The organism is Rhizobium phaseoli, assembly GCF_001664385.1.
GTDB lineage: Bacteria > Pseudomonadota > Alphaproteobacteria > Rhizobiales > Rhizobiaceae > Rhizobium > Rhizobium phaseoli.
In genome coordinates this window covers 1120641-1139838 of the sequence record NZ_CP013532.1, presented here as the reverse complement: position 1 = coordinate 1139838, position 19198 = coordinate 1120641, and the positions used below count along the sequence as shown (strand labels likewise).

Genomic DNA, 19198 nt, shown 5'->3' with positions numbered 1-19198 from the left:
GCGAATCGGCTCAAATCGCTGTAAAGATGAGCGTATGAAAGCGGATGCTGCAAGCACTTCGAGAGGCAAGCGGCCAACCTCATCCTATGTGAGGCCCGAACGGATTCGCACGGCCACGCTGCAGGAAGTTCTCCATCGGTTCGGCAGAAGCGCGAACAACACGGGTCAAGCCGATCTCCTCCGAAGCTACGGACAGCGCGATACCTTCCTCTACTACGCTGGTGATCTCAACCTACTCGCCAAGGTGACAGTCTCAATAGTCGGCACCCGGCAGATTAGTCCTGCCGGTATTCGCCGGGCGGCAAAGCTGTCCAGGCAGCTTGCTGAAGCCGACGTTCTCGTCATGAGCGGCTTGGCAAAGGGGGTCGATACCGTAGCGCACACCTCTGCATTGGAGGCACGGGGGCATACGGCGGCGGTCGTTGGGACGCCTCTAGACCGAGTGTATCCGGCAGAGAATGCCGAACTGCAGATGGAAATTTACAGTCGGCATCTGCTCATCTCACCATTCAACATTGGTGAGCAGGTCTACAAATCCAATTTCCCAGCACGAAACAAGGTAATGGCGGTCTTGAGCGACGCCACGGTGATTGTCGAAGCGTCAGATACCTCGGGCACGCTGCACCAGGCCGCCGAATGTCAAAGAAACAACCGTTGGCTCTTCATCATGCGCTCAGTCGTGGAGGATGAAGCGGTGACTTGGCCATCGAAATTCCTGAAGCATCCCAAAACCCGTGTGCTGACTGACACATCAGAGTTACTGGAAGCCATAAGTCGATGACCGATATCTCTGTGACCTGCCTGATCCCATACAACGCGGAGAAAAAAGAAAACCGCCCCCAGGTCGAGTGGGAGGCAATTCACATGAAGCGAGTAGTGAAAGCCGAGCCTCTGAATGGCAGCTTTCATTTTTGGGTCAACGGCGTCTACACGAAGATAAACAAAAACAACGTCGGGCTCTTCCAAAGCGAAATCAATAAACTATTCGCTGCGCAGATCATGGCCCACCATCCATATCCTGTGGCCGTGGTTCCTATCCCCAACGGCGATGGAGTTATCGGACAAAACAACGCATTCCGAACGCTCCGCATTGCGACGACCATCGTCAATAGAATGGCGAACGGCAGCGTCTGTCTCGACATGCTGCGTTGGAATGTGCCGGTAGGAAAAGCGCATCTAAATCAGCGTGCGCGGCGGGTTGATGATCATCTCGCTGCTCTCCAGATAAACGGAACGACAAATCTACCAGTCGTAATATTCGATGATTTCCTTACAACTGGCTCTCAAATGGCTGCTGCGAAAATCAAGCTTGAAGAGGCCGGGTACAACGTTGTTGGCTGTTACACGATATTTGAAAGGCTTGACGCTGGTGCGGTCGTGAACCCGCCCGGTTGGAAGAACACGACCCGCAGCGTGATGCGGATCGCAGATTTCTTTGCCAACATCGGTTAGCGCCGTCTGGGCGTCATCTCGATAAGCGATACCAAAGCACTCTCCAGACGAGCCAGCGAACGTTCTGGGTCGCAAACGCGAAGTGCAACGGTCCCCAAGCTCATCGCCTGACGCCTACCCTCGAACCTCAGAATTCGCATCTCCGGCTCATAGTTCACCAGAAACGCAACGGAGTTCTTGGCATTCGACACCAGCTGCCCATCGACCGGGAGCTGCGACGGCAGTTGAAGATACGGAGGCATGTTCCCGCCAAGCGCCCTTACCCGGTCCCAAAGCTCATCGAATTCGGGATCATCAATGCGCGTCGGATCGATCTTCAAACCAAAAGCCTTGGCGATGTCTTCGTACCGATAAATCGTGTTGACCGAGCGGAACGCCGCCTTTGGACGGCGAGGCAGGACTGGCTCTACACCGTTGACGACCATGATGGCGATCATCTCTTCCAAGCCAACGCCAAGCGAGCGCAGGAACTCGCTGGCATTTCGGTACTCAGCAGCGAAAGCCAGGACAGAACTCTTTTCCAACCAACGAGCGGCCCCATCCTCCTTTCCTTCTTTCAAATGCCCCTCTTCGATCAACCGAACTAGCGTCGTGCGGGTCACGTTCAATTCGACTTGTGCCTCGCCAAGCGAAAGCACGTCATCGGGCCGCTGAAGCTTTCGCAGAGGTCGTCGTGTTGATGTGGAAGGCTCACAAATGATCGCCAGCGCCTCGAAGCCGACATTCGATTGGGAAGCAAGCGCCACTTCAAGCTCTCCCTTCAGGATCGAGACAGCGAGATCACCTCTGCGCAAGTTGTGGTCTTTGGCATAGTAGCGAAATCCGGTCCGGTTCGCGGGCAATCCGTCTTTGGAGAGGGCTGCCAGCTTGGAAAGAACGTCATCGATATCGGACGTCAGGTAACGGAAGCCTTCGTCGTCCTCGACCCCACGGCTTGAAAACTCTCGAAGGTGTCCAGCGTCAACGAGCGGTTTGATCTCCGGCGGAGTGAGACCGAGGAGCGGCGCTGCTTGCCGACGATGGACAGTCTTTCCCCAGAATGCCTCGATGGCATCGGCCTCAGACGGGTCGAACATCACAAGTCCGCGATAGTGCTCACGTTTTGGAAGGAACCCAAGCATATCAGCAACAGTTGCGACACCGTTCTTGGCCACACCCATGCGGCGAGCAAGCGCCGCCAGCCCAATTTCCCGCTCTAAAAATGCTGTAGACGTGAGCGGCTCAACCGACCTGCGTCCTTCGAGGGCCAAAGCCTTGCGGAGCACCTTCTGCAACATGTCCGTAACACGCAGGTCTAGAAGGCCCCACTTCCTATCAACAACCCACTCAAAGACGAACCCGTATCCTTTGATGCGGTCCGCTTGGAGCACGGCACGTCTAATCCAAGCTCGCACGGCCTCCACGAAGACTACTGCATCACCACGCAAAGCCTGAAACCCGATCTCCGCGAACTTCCAATCGGCCGGTGGGACGTCGTACATGGAAGGGGACGCTAACAACCGGCCAACCAAGGTGCAAAGGTCGAGTACGGTGCCGATATCGCTTCCGTCCAAAAGCGGTGCCTCGACCGGCCGATCAAAGCCGAGCCTGCCGATAATATAGCCTGCGAAGGTCTCGTTGTTGTTGGCTCGCGGCAGCGGCGCAGAAAGCATCGTCCCGCGCGGGGACGCGTCCATGATCGGCCACCACCATCTGACGGGCTCGCCGTCCTGGTCGAGATCGAGGAGCGCATGCTTGTGATATGGACACTCGGTGATCGCAACGATGTCCCACCACGCTCGATGATGAGCGCTCTCGTGCAAACAGCCTGGGCACCACCGCCGGGCCGAGAACGAGAGGTCGAATGCGTTGAAACGTTGTCCTGCCAACCAGACGCCGTCGTCTCTCCGCAAAGGGGTGGCATTTCGGAGACGCTGTTTGCGCTCTTCGCTGAGTGGCAGCTTCAGAATGATATCCATCAGCCTCTCAGGGTTCATGTGGCGAGTATCTACATCGATGCCGTCACTGTAACGAGTGACACTCGAATGTCCTTCCGCCGCGACCAGTCGCGCGTAGTAGCCATGGCCCGGCTCGTCGCGCTCGTTCTCGACGGTCCAGCGGCTGAAGGGTGCTGTTCGAATATCGAAAGCGATGGTCATGCAGGCACTCCTTGACCAAATGGTTTGTAGGTCTTGCCAGTCGGCAAACGGTCCATGGCTGCTCGCTCAAGATGTTCGCGCATAATGCATGCGGTATTGTCGTTGATCGCTTCGTAAGCGGCTGCGATGACGATGTTCATGACCATGCCAAGCGATCCATCAGACATTTCGATCAGGTCACTGAGGTAACGCTTTGAAGACAGGTCCGAGAGTGTCTTGAACGGAAGACGTTGGTCGACGCCGTGCAGGAAGATTCGAAATTCGTCCCGTCCGGACTTAGCCTTGATATCGAAACCATTGGTCCGGAAGCGGGGAAATCCGCCGCGCCCAATCATCTGCATGTCCGTTTCCATCGAACGCTCAACGATGGAGGGCCCCACGAGCAAGATGTTGCAGGCATTAACCTGGTCGAGAAGATACTTGATCAGGGAAATGAATACCGTCCGACGGCGGCCCGGCGTTGCAAGCAGGCAGTGCGCGTCGTCCACGATGATGAGCTTCACGCCGCAATCGACAATCCGGCGGGCGGCCTTCGTATTCAGTGTTGACGTTGTAAGGCGCGGCAGCGTTGGCATGCCGGTCGCAAGGTAAATCTGCCGTCCAAGTTCCAGCGAATCCCAGTCCATGCGAGCTTGCAGGTAGACGACCACTTGTTCTAAGCCGTTGCCAGTGATGACCGGTGGAAACTGACGTGCAAAGTTCTGAAGAATAAAGGTTTTCCCTGACCGATACTCTCCGATCAATCCACCCAACCAACCAGTATCGGCCTCGCCACCATCCACCGGCCGATGGAACTTCTCGATCTGCTTGGAAATCGTCAAAAACTGCTCATACGGGAAGAGAACGTTCTTCACCATTGCCTGACGTTCGGCGGGAGGAAGACGCGATGCACCTTCACGCTCCAGGGCGGTTTTAAACGGCGTCGTGTGAAACTTGGGGAACACCATCATTTCGCATTGTCCTTGTCATTCAGGAGATTCGTGATGTCATCATCGTCGTAGTCGATATCGAGATTGTATTTCCGACCCTGGTTGGCCGAAGTGGCTGGCTCATCCGCCTTTGGTTTCCTCGATGACCTTTTGGCTGGTGACTCGTGGGGCTGATCGGCAGGCGGCGGGGCCGACCCGTCTGCCGAAACGGGTGCCGAGGCCGTAGCAGCCCCGTCCGGCGCAGAATCCATGTCGCTGGCCAATTGCATCGGCACCGCACCCGACGGCGCTTCATGATCGATCTCCACGATCCGGCTACGGAGGTATTTCTTCGAGGCTTTGGCGTGAAACCTTGCGAGCGCTTGGCGGGTGTGCCGGTTGCCTCGAATGCGGTTGATCTCCACCAGACGACTTGAAAAGGCGTCGAGCGCTCCGGCAAAGTCACGCTTGTCGCGGCCCATTTCGCGATTATAAGCCATGATCTGCTGATGCTGATAAAGCCTCAGACCCTTGGCATACCAGGCGTCGATGCCTTGCACCGGGACCGTAATAACGCGGTCGTTGTGGTGATCGAGAACATAAATCTCGCCAAGGTCAGATGGATCGCGCCAAGCTTTATAGAGCGTTGTACTCACGCCCGGGACAGCCGTTTTGTTTCGGGCGTCAGCCTGAACGACAAGCAGGTCAGGATGGCTATAGGTAAGGTTATCCCACAGGATGTTGCCGTTCCGGATCGCGACATCTTCCGTATTGCCTGTGGCACGAACGAGAACGTCGGGATCGAACGGACGCCGGTCCTTGGCATTTTTAATGTCCTGGTCCCAGAGCGTGTTCGGCACGCCGTTCAGCGTTCGGAGCATGCCAAGCCCCTTATGCGAGCTGGGATGGTAGTCCGCGCAGATGTAGTGAGTGAGGAAAGAATCAAGTTCACTCAGTGTGATCTGCGGCTCGTCTTCGTTGACCTCAGCGAACTTCTGGCGTTCAACAACATTCGACATTGTCGCGCCAGGGAGGTTGTGGACGAGGTCCTGATTGAGAATGCGAAAGAGACGCTCGACCGCGCCCTTTTCCCATGGATGGCCAGGCCGGTATTCTACAAGCTGGATGCCCAACTGCGAGAGGGTGAAGCGGACGTGATCGTTGATGAGCGCTTGGTCGTTATCGACCCCAAGTCGCAGGAACGTCCCGAACTGCTTCCATTCGAGACCGGGATATTGCGACATATCCTTCGGCATGATTGCCATCTTCAAACCTTCGAGGAAGGCCTCGAAGGTGGCCCCCATGAAGCTGATAGCCTTGCCAAGAATCGAGCCCGTCTTTCGGTCGCGGAAAGCGATAATATGCGGGCGACCGTAGATGATCGGGCGCTCATCATCGATCACGGTCACATGAATTGGAGTGAAGTCCACATCGACGATATCGAGCGGATGATCGGGCAATGCTTGGCGAACGTAGAGATCGCAATTCTTCTTCGCGTATCCAGCACCGTATCGCCACAACGTCCTCTGAAAGTTGTCGACAGCTCCGAAACGGCGCTGAATGGTTCGATCTGACGGACGGGCCAATCGGCCCTTCTCATCGAACAAGATCGCCTTCAACGAAGCGTTTTCCGGCTTCTTCAGATAGGCGATGAAGATGGATTTTACGTCGAACCAATCGCCGGTCTTCAAACGCCAGGCGCTTTCGACAGCGTCCGCGAGCAACTCTTCGATCCTGTCGCAGAACCGGTGAGACTTGTTACCGGAACCCGACTTCGGCGCAATCGCAACCAGATGGTCAAACGAGCCGCCGCAATACTGCTTGATCTTCGAATTCACGGTGTTGTAGCACGGAGGATCGTTGTCGTCCGTGAGAGCAGCGTGGTTGCGAATAGCGGCTTCAATCATGCCACGACGAAGCGGACGCTGAGCATCATGGCAAGCTTTCAAGCACGCCTCGACATATCCAGCATACCGTTCCGCCTTCGCCTGGCGGCGCTCTGAAAGAAGGAAAGCGGTACCGGGAGCATTATCGGCGCGTTGCCCACCATCATTCGGCCGCATCCGACGGTGCTTCTCCAAATACACGAGTTGGGAGCTAGTAAGGTGGATGGAGCTATTGCTGAGGACATTGTCCATCGTGACGAACGCACCGAACCGGTCATCGACTGACCAGGAGCGCACGACATATCGGCCCACCCGCAGGCGGTCTGCGGAATAAATGTCATAGCCGTCGCCAACCGCCATCGAGAGCGGTTGTTGATTTTTTGCCTCTTGTGCATGTGGCAGGTCGAGATCATTGGCCGTCATTGCCATCTTGAGGGCATTCGGGCTGAGGAAGGCGGTTGGGTTCTCCCGGATCGACATCACTATCCCCCTACACCGCAGGCTCAGAGAGGATCGACACATCGCTGAAGGGGCGAGCAAGGTCGATGGAAATCTCCCCCATCGCCGCCATCTGCATGATCGCCGTGAACACCCGGTCAACTCCGTTGAGAGTTCTGGCAAACACGATTGTTTGGCCGGTGAGATCGGATACTTCGAAACGGAGGACGCGCAATTTAGCTTCCTTCCGAACAGCTGCAATGTTCGTCGGCATGTCCATCTGGGCTACGATGCGGCGCACGACCATCAAGGCCTCGTCGTCTTTCACACGCATATGCCGGTACATGATTTTGATATTGGAGAAGCGTGGTTGGATGTGGAGGATGCGTTCGTCGTGGACGGCATAGTCCGCCCCAAGCTCGCGCCGAGCGACGTCCTGCAAGCGCTCGGTACGGTCCGCGATCCAACGACGCTCCTGCTGGATAGCAAAAGGCTCATAATCGATGTAGATGCGCCGTCCATCGCGCAACTCGACGCCGAGATCGAACGTGTGCTCACGCATCTTGAACACCTCGCTGGTCTGGCTCGACGCGTATTCGATGCGGATGGGATACGGACGAATTCGGGCGACCGACGGATTGGTCTCCAGATGCAACATGCCGTCCATCATCAAAGGGAGCCGGGTACGGACATAGCCGCCGTCGACCTTAATGCTTGGCGCAATACCAGGCAGCGTCATGTGCATCACACGACGCTCCGGCTCAAATACAGGAGCGCTATTTGGCTCAAATCCCGTCTTCATCATTGAGCACCCCCGGACGTTTTGACGGACGCATCGTGGCATGAGGACATGATCGACGAGAGGGCAAGAACCGAACTGGGAGGAACGCCAAGCAGTTCGAGATCGCAAAGCTCGACAAATGAAATTGCACGCAAAAAAATCGAAGCGGGGAAAACCACACCAACCTCCAACATCGGCACGACAACGGTCGGCCAATCACATTCGGACTGATCGAAAAGACGGTTCAGTTCGCTATGCGCGGTAGTCGGCAGGAGGCGGCAATGACCAGGACGTGCTGCAACGCACGGGCCAACGAGAAACCTTCAATTTTTACTTCGATTACGTTCATGCCACCTGATCCACATACGGTTTCTCGGTGACGTTCGGCCTGTCGCGGCCGAGAGGAGACTCAGCGCACGGACAGGCTAAACGCCCATAGGTCCTTCAGTCTTGATAGCGCTGCATTCACGATCTTGTTCTCCAACACAAACGTGCCTGCAGCGTATTTCATGCAACCTGAGAGAGTCACGAGAAACCTATTTTCATGGGTAATTCCTTGCAAAAATGGGAAGCTATTTTTGAGTGATTTCCTTGTCACGACGCTAACGCCGTTTCCTTGGGAGGGCGGTATCTGCGCCGAATTTCCTGAAACCGTTCGGCGGAAACCCGTCCTATTTCCTCCAACTCCTTCGACAATGCTTCGAGAAGCGGACGCTGATTGGAAAGGATGGCTTTGGCCCGCTCGAACTCAGCCCTGAGAATTTGATCGACCTTCTGCGAAAGCTGCCGGTCAACCTGGGTGGAATTTTCGTCGGACGGGATATCGACGAAGCGAAGTCCGTCGCCCATGCCGAAGTTGCCTTCGATGCGGAAAGCCAACCGAGTCGCCCGTCGAAGATCGTTATCGCTTCCAACACCCGAACCATCACCGTGGCGGCCAAAGACGACATGCTCCGCAGCCATACCGGCGAGATTCCTGCAAATTTCGTCTAAGTAAGATTGGCGGTCCCGAAATGAGATCGGTGCATAGCGGAATACAGCTGCCCCGGCTTGCTGCTCCCGGATACGTGGATTGAGCTGGCGACCAACGAAAACGCCGACGAGTTCGCCATGGCCGATTTCATCTGCCGCGATGACATGGCCTGCTTCATGTACCGAGACAGTTTGCCTAAAGAAGCCTTCCACGGGAATGAGACGCGGCAAATTGGCCCGGAGGTCATCAACCGTTACAGCTCGTCGTTCTCTACGGGCAAGCCGCCGAGCCTCCCTTGCCAACTGCTCGATGTCGGCACCCGACATGCCTTCCATCTGAGGTCCGAGAATCGAGAGGCTTGCGGAAGGAACCGAACTGCCGAGATGGTGTCCAAGGATGGCGACCCGCTCCTCTTCGTCAGGCATACCGATGATGACGTGCTTGTCGAGGCGTCCAGCGCGTCGCAAGGCGGGATCGATCCGGTCAGGGTTGTTCGTAGCGCCAACAACGATGACCCCTTCTCGTCCGGCGATGCCGTCGATACATTCGAGCAAGGCATTCACGACCTGCACCGAATAAGACGCATAGTTATTGGTGAAGGTGTCCCGATCACCGATGCTGTCGAGTTCGTCCAAGAAGATGATCGCAGGTACGTTTTGACGGGCGGCGTCGAAGTCCGCTCTCATTGCCTTGAGAAGATCACCAAGATGCCCTTTTGCCTGCCACTGCCCGAGAGAAGACGCGATGAAATGGCACCCGCAAGTCTCGGCGAGGGATCGTGCAAACTGCGTCTTTCCAACACCCGGAGGTCCGCTTAACAAGAGGCCCTTGTCGACATCGCTCCAATCAAGCTTGCCGTCTCGCCACTGCGCGAGGTCGGTCGCGAGCTGAAGGCCCCAGTCTTTCGCTTGTCCGTAGCCATGCATTTCTTCAAGGCGGGCGACGCGATTCGACCTGGCGCGTGATGCGACAGCGTTCTTTTCGGCTACGGTCGCTTCTTTCAACCGTCTAAGCGTGTCATCCATCGGCCGCCCAACGCGCAACGCGCTCCAAAGCATCGCCTCTGGATACGAGAGCGCTTCGGCCGCTTGCTCCTCGGTGGCTTCGATCTTAAGGGCACAGTGGCAAGCGGCCTGAAGGTCCTTCGGCGTGATCGGCGGGATGTCGACTACGGCGTCTGCGGCCAACGAGATCACCGTCGGCACGATCTCTCTCGACTCGGCGATCACGATTGCCCGGTGTTTATCTCGGCATTCGGTTTCAAATTCACCGATAGATTTCGCCGGACGATCCTTCGATACAATGCACATGAATCCCAACTCACGGCCAAGGTAGTCAACCTCGGTTCCATGAAGTGCGGTTGTGACCGGTTTAACATAGTCAAATGGAGGCTTGCCACCAGGCGTGATGAGCACGAGGACACCGGGGCCGCCAGCGGCGAATGCCGGAACTGAACGAACAGCTCGCGTGATGCAGCAATGTAACGCAAACCCGTAACTCGAAGCGGGCTTTTGCCGTTTTCTCGGCTTTTCGATCTTAGACATAGAAACCTACCTGCAGCCGATGCTGCGGAACCAATAGAAAAAGGAGGCTAGTCGCGCTTGCGACGGACCTGCGTCTCGGGGCCGATCAACGCGTCATCTAGGTCCATCGTGATGAAGCGATGGAGCACAAGGCTGGCGAGCCCGGCTATTGGTTTGGTTTCTTGAAAGGCATTGAGGCATTCGGCGACGCTAAGGCTGCCATGCTCGTCGAGGGCGGCAAGGAGCCGGATGCGGTCGGAAAGGGCTGCCTCAAACTTCGCGTATCGGAGAAGGTCTTTGGCGTTTTTTACACGAATTTGGGGCAACGCCGACCGCGAGATTGTCTCGTGATGGTACCCGGCAAGCTTGGCAGCCTGATGAATCCACGACGGTAAAGAGCCCTCGGACGTAACGTCCACGACGAACGTGATGTCGTTACGCTCGACGACAAAGTCCGGCCGGTGAAAGCTTTCGCCGTCAGTAAGAGAGATTGACATGCAGGACCACGCGACGATGTCGTCATCCACGTCAAGGATGCAGCCGACGTCCCGCGCAAGCTGGCTGCGGAATACGCTAGGTCCCGCGCAGCGAACGGTGCCGAGGGGATAATAGGTTTGTGCCGATGCCGTCGGCAATCCGGTTTGGGATGAAAGAGAGACGCTCATCATGAACACTCGCAACAGAACAACACTGGTCAGTCCCGCCTAAGCGGAACGGCTCATAGGGTTATTCGTAGCGATGTGAGCGCGTGCTGGGTCATGGCGTGAACAAATACAGAACGTAGCTCGCTGTGTCAACCTCAGCGGCTCGATTTTTTTCTGATCGCAACCTGTGAACGCCTAATACAATTTTGATGGATTCGAATTTTGCATTCTGCTAACGTCCTGGTTGTTTCTTCGGAGGTGGGGGCCAGTCATGAAGAATGCAATATCCGGGAGTGTAAACGGCGTACGCAATATTGGGCTATTTTTGATAATAGCGTCTTCTTGTGCCGTTCCTAGTATTATATGGGCGCAGTCAACCAATCCTGATCACGAGCTGAAACAGCTTTTAGCTCGATATAACTTCACTGGAAACACACAAGCCACCCTTGAAAAGAAACATCCAGTTGATGAAAAACTAGCTGCAATCGGTCAAAATCTGTTTTTCGACCGCATTCTTGGACTTTCTAACGACAACTCTTGCTCAGGCTGTCATTCGCCTCAGTTTGCATTTGCCGACTCGCAATCAATCGCGATTGGTGTCGACAATAACTGTCGTGTCGGCCCGGGTCGTGTCGGGCCGCATAATCAACGCAGAAGTCCAACGGTCACGAACGCGGTACTCTACCCCGTGATGATGTGGAACGGTAGGTTCAGTTCCATTTCGGGCGATGGTCTGGACAATAGTAAGGGCTTCCTGTTTCCCGCACCTGAAGGGAATACAAAGTTCGCTTCCTACGATCCGTATGTAAAAATGTTGATGGCCGCTCAAGGACATATGCCGTCCACGGAGTTGCCGGAGATGGCGGGGTTTCCGCCAAAAGGAACGTCACTGTTCCTGACGATGTCTAAGTTTGGCGGCGATCTAGCGCTTGTCGAGGACAACATGATCAAGCGACTTAAAGCTCCCATTTCCAGCTCCCAAGCAAAGGATGCTAATCTCCGGGCATTCTCTAAATCCAGTCTTTCTGGAATCCAGCCCCTTACGACGAATGCTTGTGGGACGACCCCGACGCCGCTGCCCATAGCCGACATCCCCATTACGAGTTTGAACGAACCAATTCGGCGAGAAGTCTTGAAGCGCCTCGACGCTGATCAGGGTTATCACAAGCTCTTCGCTGACCAGTTCCCTTCTGAGCCTTTGAATTTTGGGATGATCGGAGCGGCTTTAGCCGAGTTCCAAACGAAACTCGTGTTCGCTGACGCTCCGATTGATAAGTACGCGAGAGGCGACGTAAACGCTTTGACGGACGAAGAGAAGCAGGGTGCAATTCTGTTTTTTGGCTCAGCTGGCTGTGTAAGCTGCCACGCTGTCAACAGCACGGGTGGCGAATTATTCAGCGATTTTGCGTCGCATAATATCGGCGTTCCCCCACTGTATCCCTCCCCAGGCGAGGGCAACGTTGAGTTCCTCGGCGTGAACAAAGATACAGATTTTGGAAGGGCCGAGTTTACAGGCCTTGAAGACAGCAACGCTGCCGACCGATACCTCTTTAGAACCAGCCCGTTGCGAAATGTAGGCCTGCAGCCTACCTTCATGCACAATGGCGCGTATACAAAACTGCGGGATGCAATCGCACACCATTTGGATGCGCCACGAAGTCTTCTGGACTACGATCCCGCTAAGGCTGGGGTCAAAGGCCTTTCCAGGGTCGCCAATCGGTATCCCATTCTTGATACAATCGATCCCACTCTAAAGCCCATTGCTGCCAGCGATACCGAGTTGAACGCCTTAACATCCTTCGTCGGCAATGCTCTGACTGACCCCAGAGCCCGCAAAGGCTGCGACCTCGTGCCGAAAACACTTCCCAGCGGCAACCCGCTGCCCGTTTTCGAAGGGTGTTAATACTCTGCTCGGTGGTGCACGTCGCTACCGAGCACCTCGAACTAGGTCCGGGGTGCAAAGAGGATCACTGCTGAGGCAATTAACGCCAGGCCCGAGCCGGATAGGTCCCACCGGTCGGGCTGATGTCCTTCGACCGCCCACAGCCAGATCAGCGATGCGACGATATAGATGCCACCGTACGCGGCGTAAGCTCTTCCTGCGGCCCCACTCGGAACCAGCGTCAGCAAATAAGCGAACGCCACCAGCGAGATGACACCCGGGATCAACCAGTAAATGGACCTCTCAAGCTTGAGCCATGCCCAGAAGGAGAAGCAACCTGCAATCTCGCAAATCGCGGCGGCCGCAAAAATGAGGGCCGTGGAAAGAAACACCGGCATTCAACTCTCAATTAGGTCAACAATGTTGACGCTATGGTCACACACATTATTCCGATTGGCTACCCGACAAGTCAAAGCGAGGTGGTGATCCGTGCGATCCAATCCGGTACATGGCTTTCGAGCGCCGTCTGAACTGAGCGGTCAACGCCCGTTAAGGTCATCGTTCCGGCCAGTATCAAAAGCACGCCAAGGACTATTTTCATCTGAGAGGCGAAAGCAGTCATCCTCCCGCGCCACCTAAGTAGCGCCTCACGAGAAAGCATGCCAATGACGAGCAACGGTACCGCCGTGCCGATTCCGAAAAGCAGCATGGTCAAAGACACGATGCCCAGGCTTTGACCTCGGGCGGCCATCACCGAAGCGGCCCCTAAGGTTGGCCCCACACACGGTGTCCAGACAGCGCCGAGTAGGACGCCGACGCCGAATTGTCCACTCACCCCCGAGGTAGACAGACCGCCGAATTGGGTTTGGGTCCAGTTTGCGACCGGCCCCGTCGCAGCTGAAAACCGAGCTTGCAGACGAGGCAAGACGAGGAACGAGCCAACAAGTACCAGCATGATCGCCGAAGCGGCCCGAAACAGCGTCATATCGAGGCCGATGGAGAATCCTATTGTTGCGACGAACAGTCCAATTGCCGTGAACGATAGCGCCACCCCTGCTGCCAGCCCTAAAGGCGCAAGCCGATGTTCGGAAACGGCACTCGCCAGAACGACTGGCACCAACGGCAAGACGCAGGGCGACAGGATCGAAAGAACCCCGGCGATAAAGGCGAGGACCAGCATCGTCACAGCGCCTTTCGCAGGAAGGCTTCGATCACCGATGGTTCAGTTTCCCCAACCTGCCGATCAATCTCCTTGCCGTCCTTGAATATGATCATCGTGCTCTGCATTTGGACCCGATAGCGCTTGAGGATTTCTTTCTGGCTATCGAAATCGACATCGAACTTTTTCATCTTGGCGAAATCACCATTGCCGACCAGCTTGGCAACGATAGGTTTCTGAGCCTGACAGACTTCGCACCATGGTGCAGTTACATGGACGAGCACAGGAATGCCGCTGGCGGCCGCCTCATCGAATCCGGGTATGGTTTCGTCGCCATTATGAGCAATGGCTGGAACGGTCATCGCGAGTGAAAAACCGGTTGCGGTAAGAAGAAAATGGCGGCGGTTCATTGAGCTGGCTCCAGGTGGGTCAAATTCTGCTGAGGGACGAAATGGGCAAACAGGAGGTCGGCGGCTTCGGCCGCGTCAGTTGGCGCGGTGATCTTGAGGTAGACACCGCCGTCATCCCGGCTGAGATCGAAGTCCAGGAATGCACAACAGATTTGCTCTTTGCGCACGAGTTCCTGCACAGCGTGGAACGCTGACGATTTGTAGGTCAGCGAAAGGGTCAACCCATTGCGCGTGGCTTTGACCAGTTGCGCGGTCGATAACTCCTCGATCCACTGTGTGCGAGCCTTGAAATCCTCTGCATCGAGTGTGCAGGCGATAGCAGGCGGGGTCTCGGCTTTTGGAATACACGCTCCGCCACATCCACAGGCTTCAGCATTTGCCGAGAACAAATTGAAGGGGCTGGGTGAAGCTGTCCGCCGTCGGGAAAGGGCGAAGAGTGTTCCCAGTGGCAACACAATCAAGAGCGCTGCAGCACCCCAGTAAGCGATCATGCTGCCAGAAATCACTGCACTCGCAACCAGGGCAGGAATTGGGAACGCGCAACAGGCCACACAAGCAACCGCTGCCGCTCCGGCTAATTTCGTTTTCGTCTGCATGTTTCGGCCTCCAAATTTTGTGATTGGTCGAAGCCTACTCCTTCAAGTAACTTTAAGGGCAAGGAGAAAAATTGCTATGAACCTTCACGTCCGTGTGTTCACCATTGGTGCGTTAGCAAAAGCTGCAGGCGTCAGCGCCCCGACGATCCGTTACTACGAAGATATTGGCTTACTGCCGAAGGCTCGGCGCACCGGAGCTGGACAGCGGAATTACGAGGAGAGCGATCTTTCTCGGCTGACCTTCATAAAGCAGTGCCGGGATTTCGGCTTCAGCATTGATCAGGTTCGAGACCTCCTCGCTCTCTCCACCAGCTCGGACCGGGATTGCGTTGAGACGCGGGACATCGCCCAGATGCACCTGAACGAGGTTCGTCAGAAAATGGCCGAGTTGAAGCAGCTTGAGAGACGTCTGGCAGGTTTTGTAGACCAGTGCAATCAGGCTTGCGCGGGCGGACCGGGCGACGAGTGCATGATCTTTAAGGAACTCGCCCAGACGGAAAGATCATGTTGTGGAGGCTAGAGCCGATGGATCGGGCTTGGGGTCCGGCCGGTATGTATTGCTGCAATCATTTCACTTGAACGGGTTTCCAGATCACCTGCGTGCTTCGCGGATCGGGATCGAATATCTCGCAAGTGATCTTCATCTCGTAACCCTTGCATTGGCTGCACCGGAACCTGAGCTTCCACGGGCTCCTGTTCCAGCCAGCGTATGAAGCAAGGTCGCTCGCCAGAAATCGCCCCTCCCGTCCACAAGGTACGCATTTTGCCACGACAACCATGTTGTGCCGCGCTGCCTCGCCAAGGGTTTTCAAACTTCCGACCATGGCTGGAAACATGGAACGAAGAGGGAACGAGATCAAGCCGCAAAAGCGTTGATCTCTGCTGTCAGTTCCACGTATCTACGTGCAGCACCCGCCGACTTCTTGGCGTGCATTTGCGGACACGGAGTTACTCTTGTCACTCAAATCGGAACCCAAACAGCCCACCCGTTGTGGTGTCATCAAGCACCACAGGAAGTACATGGCGGCTGGCATCAAAGCCCTCCGAGAAAGGCATTTCTTTGAAAACGTCGCTATTCATCGTGACTATATATTGACCCGCCATCTCATTCGCTAGTGCGCCGCCGATTTCTAGCGCCGTCGCGACTTGTCGCGAGTCCACCCCATCGAAAAGATGGCTGTCGTGGATCAGGAAGTGCGGCCCGCCAAAGCTCTTGGACACCAGTTTGAAAAGCGCATAATCCATCGCGAACACCTCCATGTTCGCGATGCCACCGCTACGGTTCCCGTCAATATGGACGATAAAGCGAGGCCCATTTTCGGTGCTCTCGATACGCAATGACTTGTTTCTGTCTGCTTCGTACAGGGCGTTTAGAGCCTCATTGACGGCGAGCGTGGCGTCCCGTACGGCCTTCTCACGCGCGGCCAAGTCGGCATCAAGCCTCTGTTTGAGATTGATGCGCTCTTTCCGGTGTTCGCTTTTGTTGCTTTCTGCCTTTTGCAGAGCATCTTTCTGCATGGCGAGTGTAGCGACCTGCTGATTCACCTCAGCGAGCCTGCGCTGCATGTCGACCAGCTCGCCAAAAGCGCCCTTGCCTTTTAGGCTCTGGTAGATTTCGCTTTGGCGGGTTGTGTGAGAGCGCCTTTCGACGTCTATTTCCCGCAGCCGCTGCTGGTTGCGTTCAAGCTCCTGGGAAAGATGAAATTTCCGGTTCGTCACAACCGACTCATGGAATGCGGCAACGTTTTCGAAGCCGATACGGACGCTGTCTGGCAGTTGAAATCCGACAGCGTCGTAGAGCCGCTCGACATCGCTTAGGGTCGACCGTTTCTCGTTTTCGACGCTGGCTTCGATGTGCTTTATTGCTGTAGCGTACTGGACCTCTTCGCGCGTCAATCGTTCGGCCTGTAGGCGCGAGTCAGTCGCCTCCTTCATGAGGTCGTGATAATGCTCCTCAACCTGAAAATCGGCGATCTGCTGGGACAGCCTCGCGGCACGCTGCTGGGCGAGAACGTGTTCTGCCGTGACAGATGCGTGGGTGGTCAGTGACGGATTGGCGCGAATCGCGTTTTTAGCGTCAGCGTCGATCTCTCTCTTTGCCTGCTTTGCCTCTTCGAAAGCGCGGACGATGGTCCAGTCCAGACCCATCATATAGGAGAGCGCGGTTTGAGCTTGGGGATCGGGAGCTTTCTCAAAAGCCTTTGCCGGATGAAGGAAGCCGCCATTGCTGCGCCGCCGGGTGAAGTATGGCAGCAGCATGCGAAAGGTCGGGCCGCCGTCTTCATAGACGGTGTTTTCTCGATGAAGCGGGAGCCGGAACAGGACATGGCCAAGCCATGTATTCCAGTTTCTGACGGAAGTGTACGGCTCGATCAGGTCGCCTTCCTGTACCAGCGGGGTCTCAGGCTGACCATCGAACTGAACGTAAACCCGGTCAGCCATATTCACATGCCTGGTCACCCTTGTTCTGGTTCCGGCAATGTTGAACTCTCCCCAAAACGACGATTTGGCCAAAGCTTTGGCGACAAAAGGCGTGCCTTGGGTGATGTCGGCACCCAGCAGGAAGTGAACGATCTCGATGACGCTCGATTTCCCGGCGCTGTTACGCGTCTGTTTCTCCGTTGAGATTTCGCTCTCATCGGCCAAAAGGATATTGAGACCATCGCGGAAATTGATGGTCTTGAACGATGGAAGCGAGCTACCGATAGCAATGATCATGGCCTGACTGCCCGGCGAACCCGAAGAAGCCCGTCACTCATCTCAATCATCTGCACGGTGTAGAGGAAGGTGAGAGCCAAAGTGAACCAGTCGAAGCCCAGGATTTGCCCACGGGTCTTTCGATCCGCGCTCACACGTTCCCAGACCTCGCTCACTGAGCGTGGCGTCTCGTTGATCACCGTTAGGACCTCGCCGCCTACGGTTATAAGGGCGCGGTCAGCGGGCAAGAATTTGCTAGGCAGGATCATTGACGACTTCCGGAGATTTTGCCTTCTCTTTATCCTCAAAGATCATGCAGGATTCAAACATGCTGGCCATTATCGCGAGCGCAGCTTCGTAGCGGCCATTATGCTCCGAAACATACCCGGCGAGCTGTTCATGCAAGGTCTGCAGGATGGTCGTCGGCGACAGATGCTGCTGCTTCAGGAGTTTGTATTGCCTGTTGAAATAGGGCGGCGCTAGCTCCGCTGCTTTCTCCGTTGGATAATTCTCGATCACGTATTCCACCGTCGGGGCGTGCTTCAGCCAGGTGATGAGGTTCTCCCGCCAGATGGGCGGGATGTTGTTATATTCCAACTTATCAAGCGGAACCGGCTTGATCGGAAGCGCTGCAAGCTTCGTCTCGATCCCGGACGAGTAAATCTCCTGGATAACGCCGTCCAGAATTCCAGAGACGAGTATCGGCAATTCCTCGACGTGAGCGGTGTTTAGCGCTCTGATCCCGATGAGTTCTTCGAGGTTGTCCGCCGACTGCTGCGACAACAATTCGCGAAAGTTGTTGAACCCAAAGAAGCCGACCTTGATGCCGTGCTTTTTGCCCTCGTCTTCCAGTGCGAATAGCTGTTTTACAATTGGGGCCGGGATATCAATCAGATTGTGCGTGAAGCGCCACTCCTTGAGATTCCCGTAGTGTGTCCGCGCGGTGTCGAAATCGTCCTTCATCTTGCCGATGACATTGTGGATATTGTTAACAACCCCATTTTCCGCACCGTAGCACTGATAGAGCGTGTCGCTGCTACGCAAGTAACCGTCCATGCCGCCGTCGCCAAGCGACCCATGCGGCCTAACCGGGATGTAGTCGTCTGGATACAAGCAGCCCATAAAGTCCGCGAAGAACTTCTGAAAACTTGTCGAGGTGCTTTTCCTCAAGCGCAGTTCGAGCAACTGCCGCCATTCACGAGCCACTGTTATCCCCTCCAGACGTCCGACGCAGATTCTGGTAAAAGTATCAATGCAGGGTTTACGGAAAGCAAGATATGCATGCCGAAGTGGCCCTGGCGCTCCCTGCCTGGAAGTAGGCGAGCAAGCGGCTGAATCGGGAGGTTTGGCCACCCGCGATCCCGGTCAGACGGCAACCGTTACATTCCGTAACCGTCAGGTTCATACTCTCCAAACGGGCGGTTCAGGAGCCTGACAGCTTCCGTCGCTGAAAAGATGCGATTGCCCGAGTATCCGGTTTTCTCCTCCAGAATGCCGACTACAAACGTCAATCTTGATATCTTGGAGCAGAGTGACGCCATTGCTCTGTACGATGCCTTTGGCTTCAAGCGAAGCGTTCCAGAGCCCGCAAGCTTGCAAGCCCATCACGTTTTTCATGGAGAGGAACTCTAAGCGAGCGTGATTCCGTGAAGGCGGAAGCGTTTCTGACCGTTGGTTCCGGCGGGCAAGATGAGGAGCAAGTCAAAGTCGG

The 19198-nt window shown here is 55.7% G+C and carries 17 protein-coding genes; 4 read left to right on the top strand and 13 right to left on the bottom strand.

What is annotated here, in order from left to right; genetic code table 11:
* Window positions 1-34 precede the first annotated feature (34 nt).
* Together AMC88_RS05470 and AMC88_RS05465 are read left to right on the top strand one after the other, a co-directional pair.
* On the top strand, window positions 35-781 hold the full coding sequence (locus AMC88_RS05470; RefSeq protein ID WP_081282696.1) for a DNA-processing protein DprA: 747 nt from the start codon (window positions 35-37) through the stop codon (window positions 779-781).
* On the top strand, window positions 778-1452 hold the full coding sequence (locus AMC88_RS05465; RefSeq protein ID WP_064829913.1) for a phosphoribosyltransferase: 675 nt from the start codon (window positions 778-780) through the stop codon (window positions 1450-1452). Before AMC88_RS05470 ends, AMC88_RS05465 begins: the two co-directional genes overlap by 4 nt.
* Here AMC88_RS05465 and AMC88_RS05460 read toward each other — a convergent pair.
* The 6 genes from AMC88_RS05460 to AMC88_RS05435 all read right to left on the bottom strand — a co-directional run bounded on the left by AMC88_RS05460 (window position 1449) and on the right by AMC88_RS05435 (window position 10767).
* On the bottom strand, window positions 1449-3590 hold the full coding sequence (locus AMC88_RS05460; RefSeq protein ID WP_064829912.1) for a TniQ family protein: 2142 nt from the start codon (window positions 3588-3590) through the stop codon (window positions 1449-1451). The two genes, AMC88_RS05465 and AMC88_RS05460, sit on opposite strands and share 4 nt — an antisense overlap.
* Entirely contained in the window at window positions 3587-4540 is a 954-nt protein-coding gene (locus AMC88_RS05455; RefSeq protein ID WP_064829911.1) for a TniB family NTP-binding protein, read from the bottom strand. Before AMC88_RS05455 ends, AMC88_RS05460 begins: the two co-directional genes overlap by 4 nt.
* Window positions 4537-6864 (bottom strand): DDE-type integrase/transposase/recombinase, encoded by a 2328-nt coding sequence (locus tag AMC88_RS05450; RefSeq protein ID WP_064829910.1) that lies wholly within the window; start codon window positions 6862-6864, stop codon window positions 4537-4539. Before AMC88_RS05450 ends, AMC88_RS05455 begins: the two co-directional genes overlap by 4 nt.
* A gap of 10 nt (window positions 6865-6874) precedes the next feature.
* Window positions 6875-7627 carry a hypothetical protein gene (locus AMC88_RS05445; RefSeq protein ID WP_150128079.1) on the bottom strand — a complete coding sequence of 251 codons (753 nt, stop codon included), beginning with the start codon at window positions 7625-7627 and terminating at the stop codon, window positions 6875-6877.
* A gap of 570 nt (window positions 7628-8197) precedes the next feature.
* Window positions 8198-10120 carry an AAA family ATPase gene (locus tag AMC88_RS05440; protein ID WP_081282694.1) on the bottom strand — a complete coding sequence of 641 codons (1923 nt, stop codon included), beginning with the start codon at window positions 10118-10120 and terminating at the stop codon, window positions 8198-8200.
* 47 nt (window positions 10121-10167) lie between these two features.
* Window positions 10168-10767: a hypothetical protein gene (locus tag AMC88_RS05435; RefSeq protein WP_064829907.1), complete on the bottom strand. Its 600-nt coding sequence runs from the start codon at window positions 10765-10767 to the stop codon at window positions 10168-10170.
* A 247-nt stretch (window positions 10768-11014) separates the two neighbouring features.
* On the opposite strand from AMC88_RS05435, the gene AMC88_RS05430 reads away from it, so the two are divergent.
* The gene (locus tag AMC88_RS05430; protein WP_081282693.1) at window positions 11015-12646 is read left to right on the top strand and encodes a cytochrome-c peroxidase; all 1632 of its coding nucleotides are present in this window, start codon (window positions 11015-11017) and stop codon (window positions 12644-12646) included.
* Window positions 12647-12687: 41 nt separating this feature from the next.
* Here AMC88_RS05430 and AMC88_RS05425 read toward each other — a convergent pair whose 3' ends face one another.
* The 4 genes from AMC88_RS05425 to AMC88_RS31860 form a co-directional block, all read right to left on the bottom strand.
* A complete protein-coding gene (locus AMC88_RS05425) occupies window positions 12688-13023 on the bottom strand; it encodes a YnfA family protein (protein ID WP_064829905.1) in 336 nt (111 codons plus the stop codon).
* Between the two features lie 71 nt (window positions 13024-13094).
* On the bottom strand, window positions 13095-13805 hold the full coding sequence (locus AMC88_RS05420) for a cytochrome c biogenesis CcdA family protein (protein WP_064829904.1): 711 nt from the start codon (window positions 13803-13805) through the stop codon (window positions 13095-13097).
* Window positions 13806-13807: 2 nt separating this feature from the next.
* Window positions 13808-14194 carry a thioredoxin family protein gene (locus AMC88_RS05415; protein WP_064829903.1) on the bottom strand — a complete coding sequence of 129 codons (387 nt, stop codon included), beginning with the start codon at window positions 14192-14194 and terminating at the stop codon, window positions 13808-13810.
* Entirely contained in the window at window positions 14191-14790 is a 600-nt protein-coding gene (locus AMC88_RS31860) for a hypothetical protein (RefSeq protein ID WP_081282692.1), read from the bottom strand. The genes AMC88_RS05415 and AMC88_RS31860 overlap by 4 nt, the downstream gene beginning before the upstream one ends.
* A 76-nt stretch (window positions 14791-14866) precedes the next feature.
* On the opposite strand from AMC88_RS31860, the gene AMC88_RS05405 reads away from it, so the two are divergent.
* Window positions 14867-15310 (top strand): MerR family transcriptional regulator, encoded by a 444-nt coding sequence (locus tag AMC88_RS05405; protein WP_064829902.1) that lies wholly within the window; start codon window positions 14867-14869, stop codon window positions 15308-15310.
* 437 nt (window positions 15311-15747) lie between these two features.
* On the opposite strand, the gene AMC88_RS05400 is transcribed toward AMC88_RS05405, so the two are convergent.
* The 3 genes from AMC88_RS05400 to AMC88_RS05390 are packed head-to-tail and all read right to left on the bottom strand — an operon-like array spanning window position 15748 to window position 18693.
* A complete protein-coding gene (locus tag AMC88_RS05400) occupies window positions 15748-17508 on the bottom strand; it encodes an ABC-three component system protein (RefSeq protein ID WP_064829901.1) in 1761 nt (586 codons plus the stop codon).
* Window positions 17505-17756, bottom strand: a complete 252-nt coding sequence (locus tag AMC88_RS34580; RefSeq protein ID WP_064829900.1) for an ABC-three component system middle component 6 — start codon at window positions 17754-17756, stop codon at window positions 17505-17507. Before AMC88_RS34580 ends, AMC88_RS05400 begins: the two co-directional genes overlap by 4 nt.
* The gene (locus tag AMC88_RS05390) at window positions 17743-18693 is read right to left on the bottom strand and encodes an ABC-three component system protein (protein WP_150128078.1); all 951 of its coding nucleotides are present in this window, start codon (window positions 18691-18693) and stop codon (window positions 17743-17745) included. The genes AMC88_RS34580 and AMC88_RS05390 overlap by 14 nt, the downstream gene beginning before the upstream one ends.
* Window positions 18694-19198 lie beyond the last annotated feature (505 nt).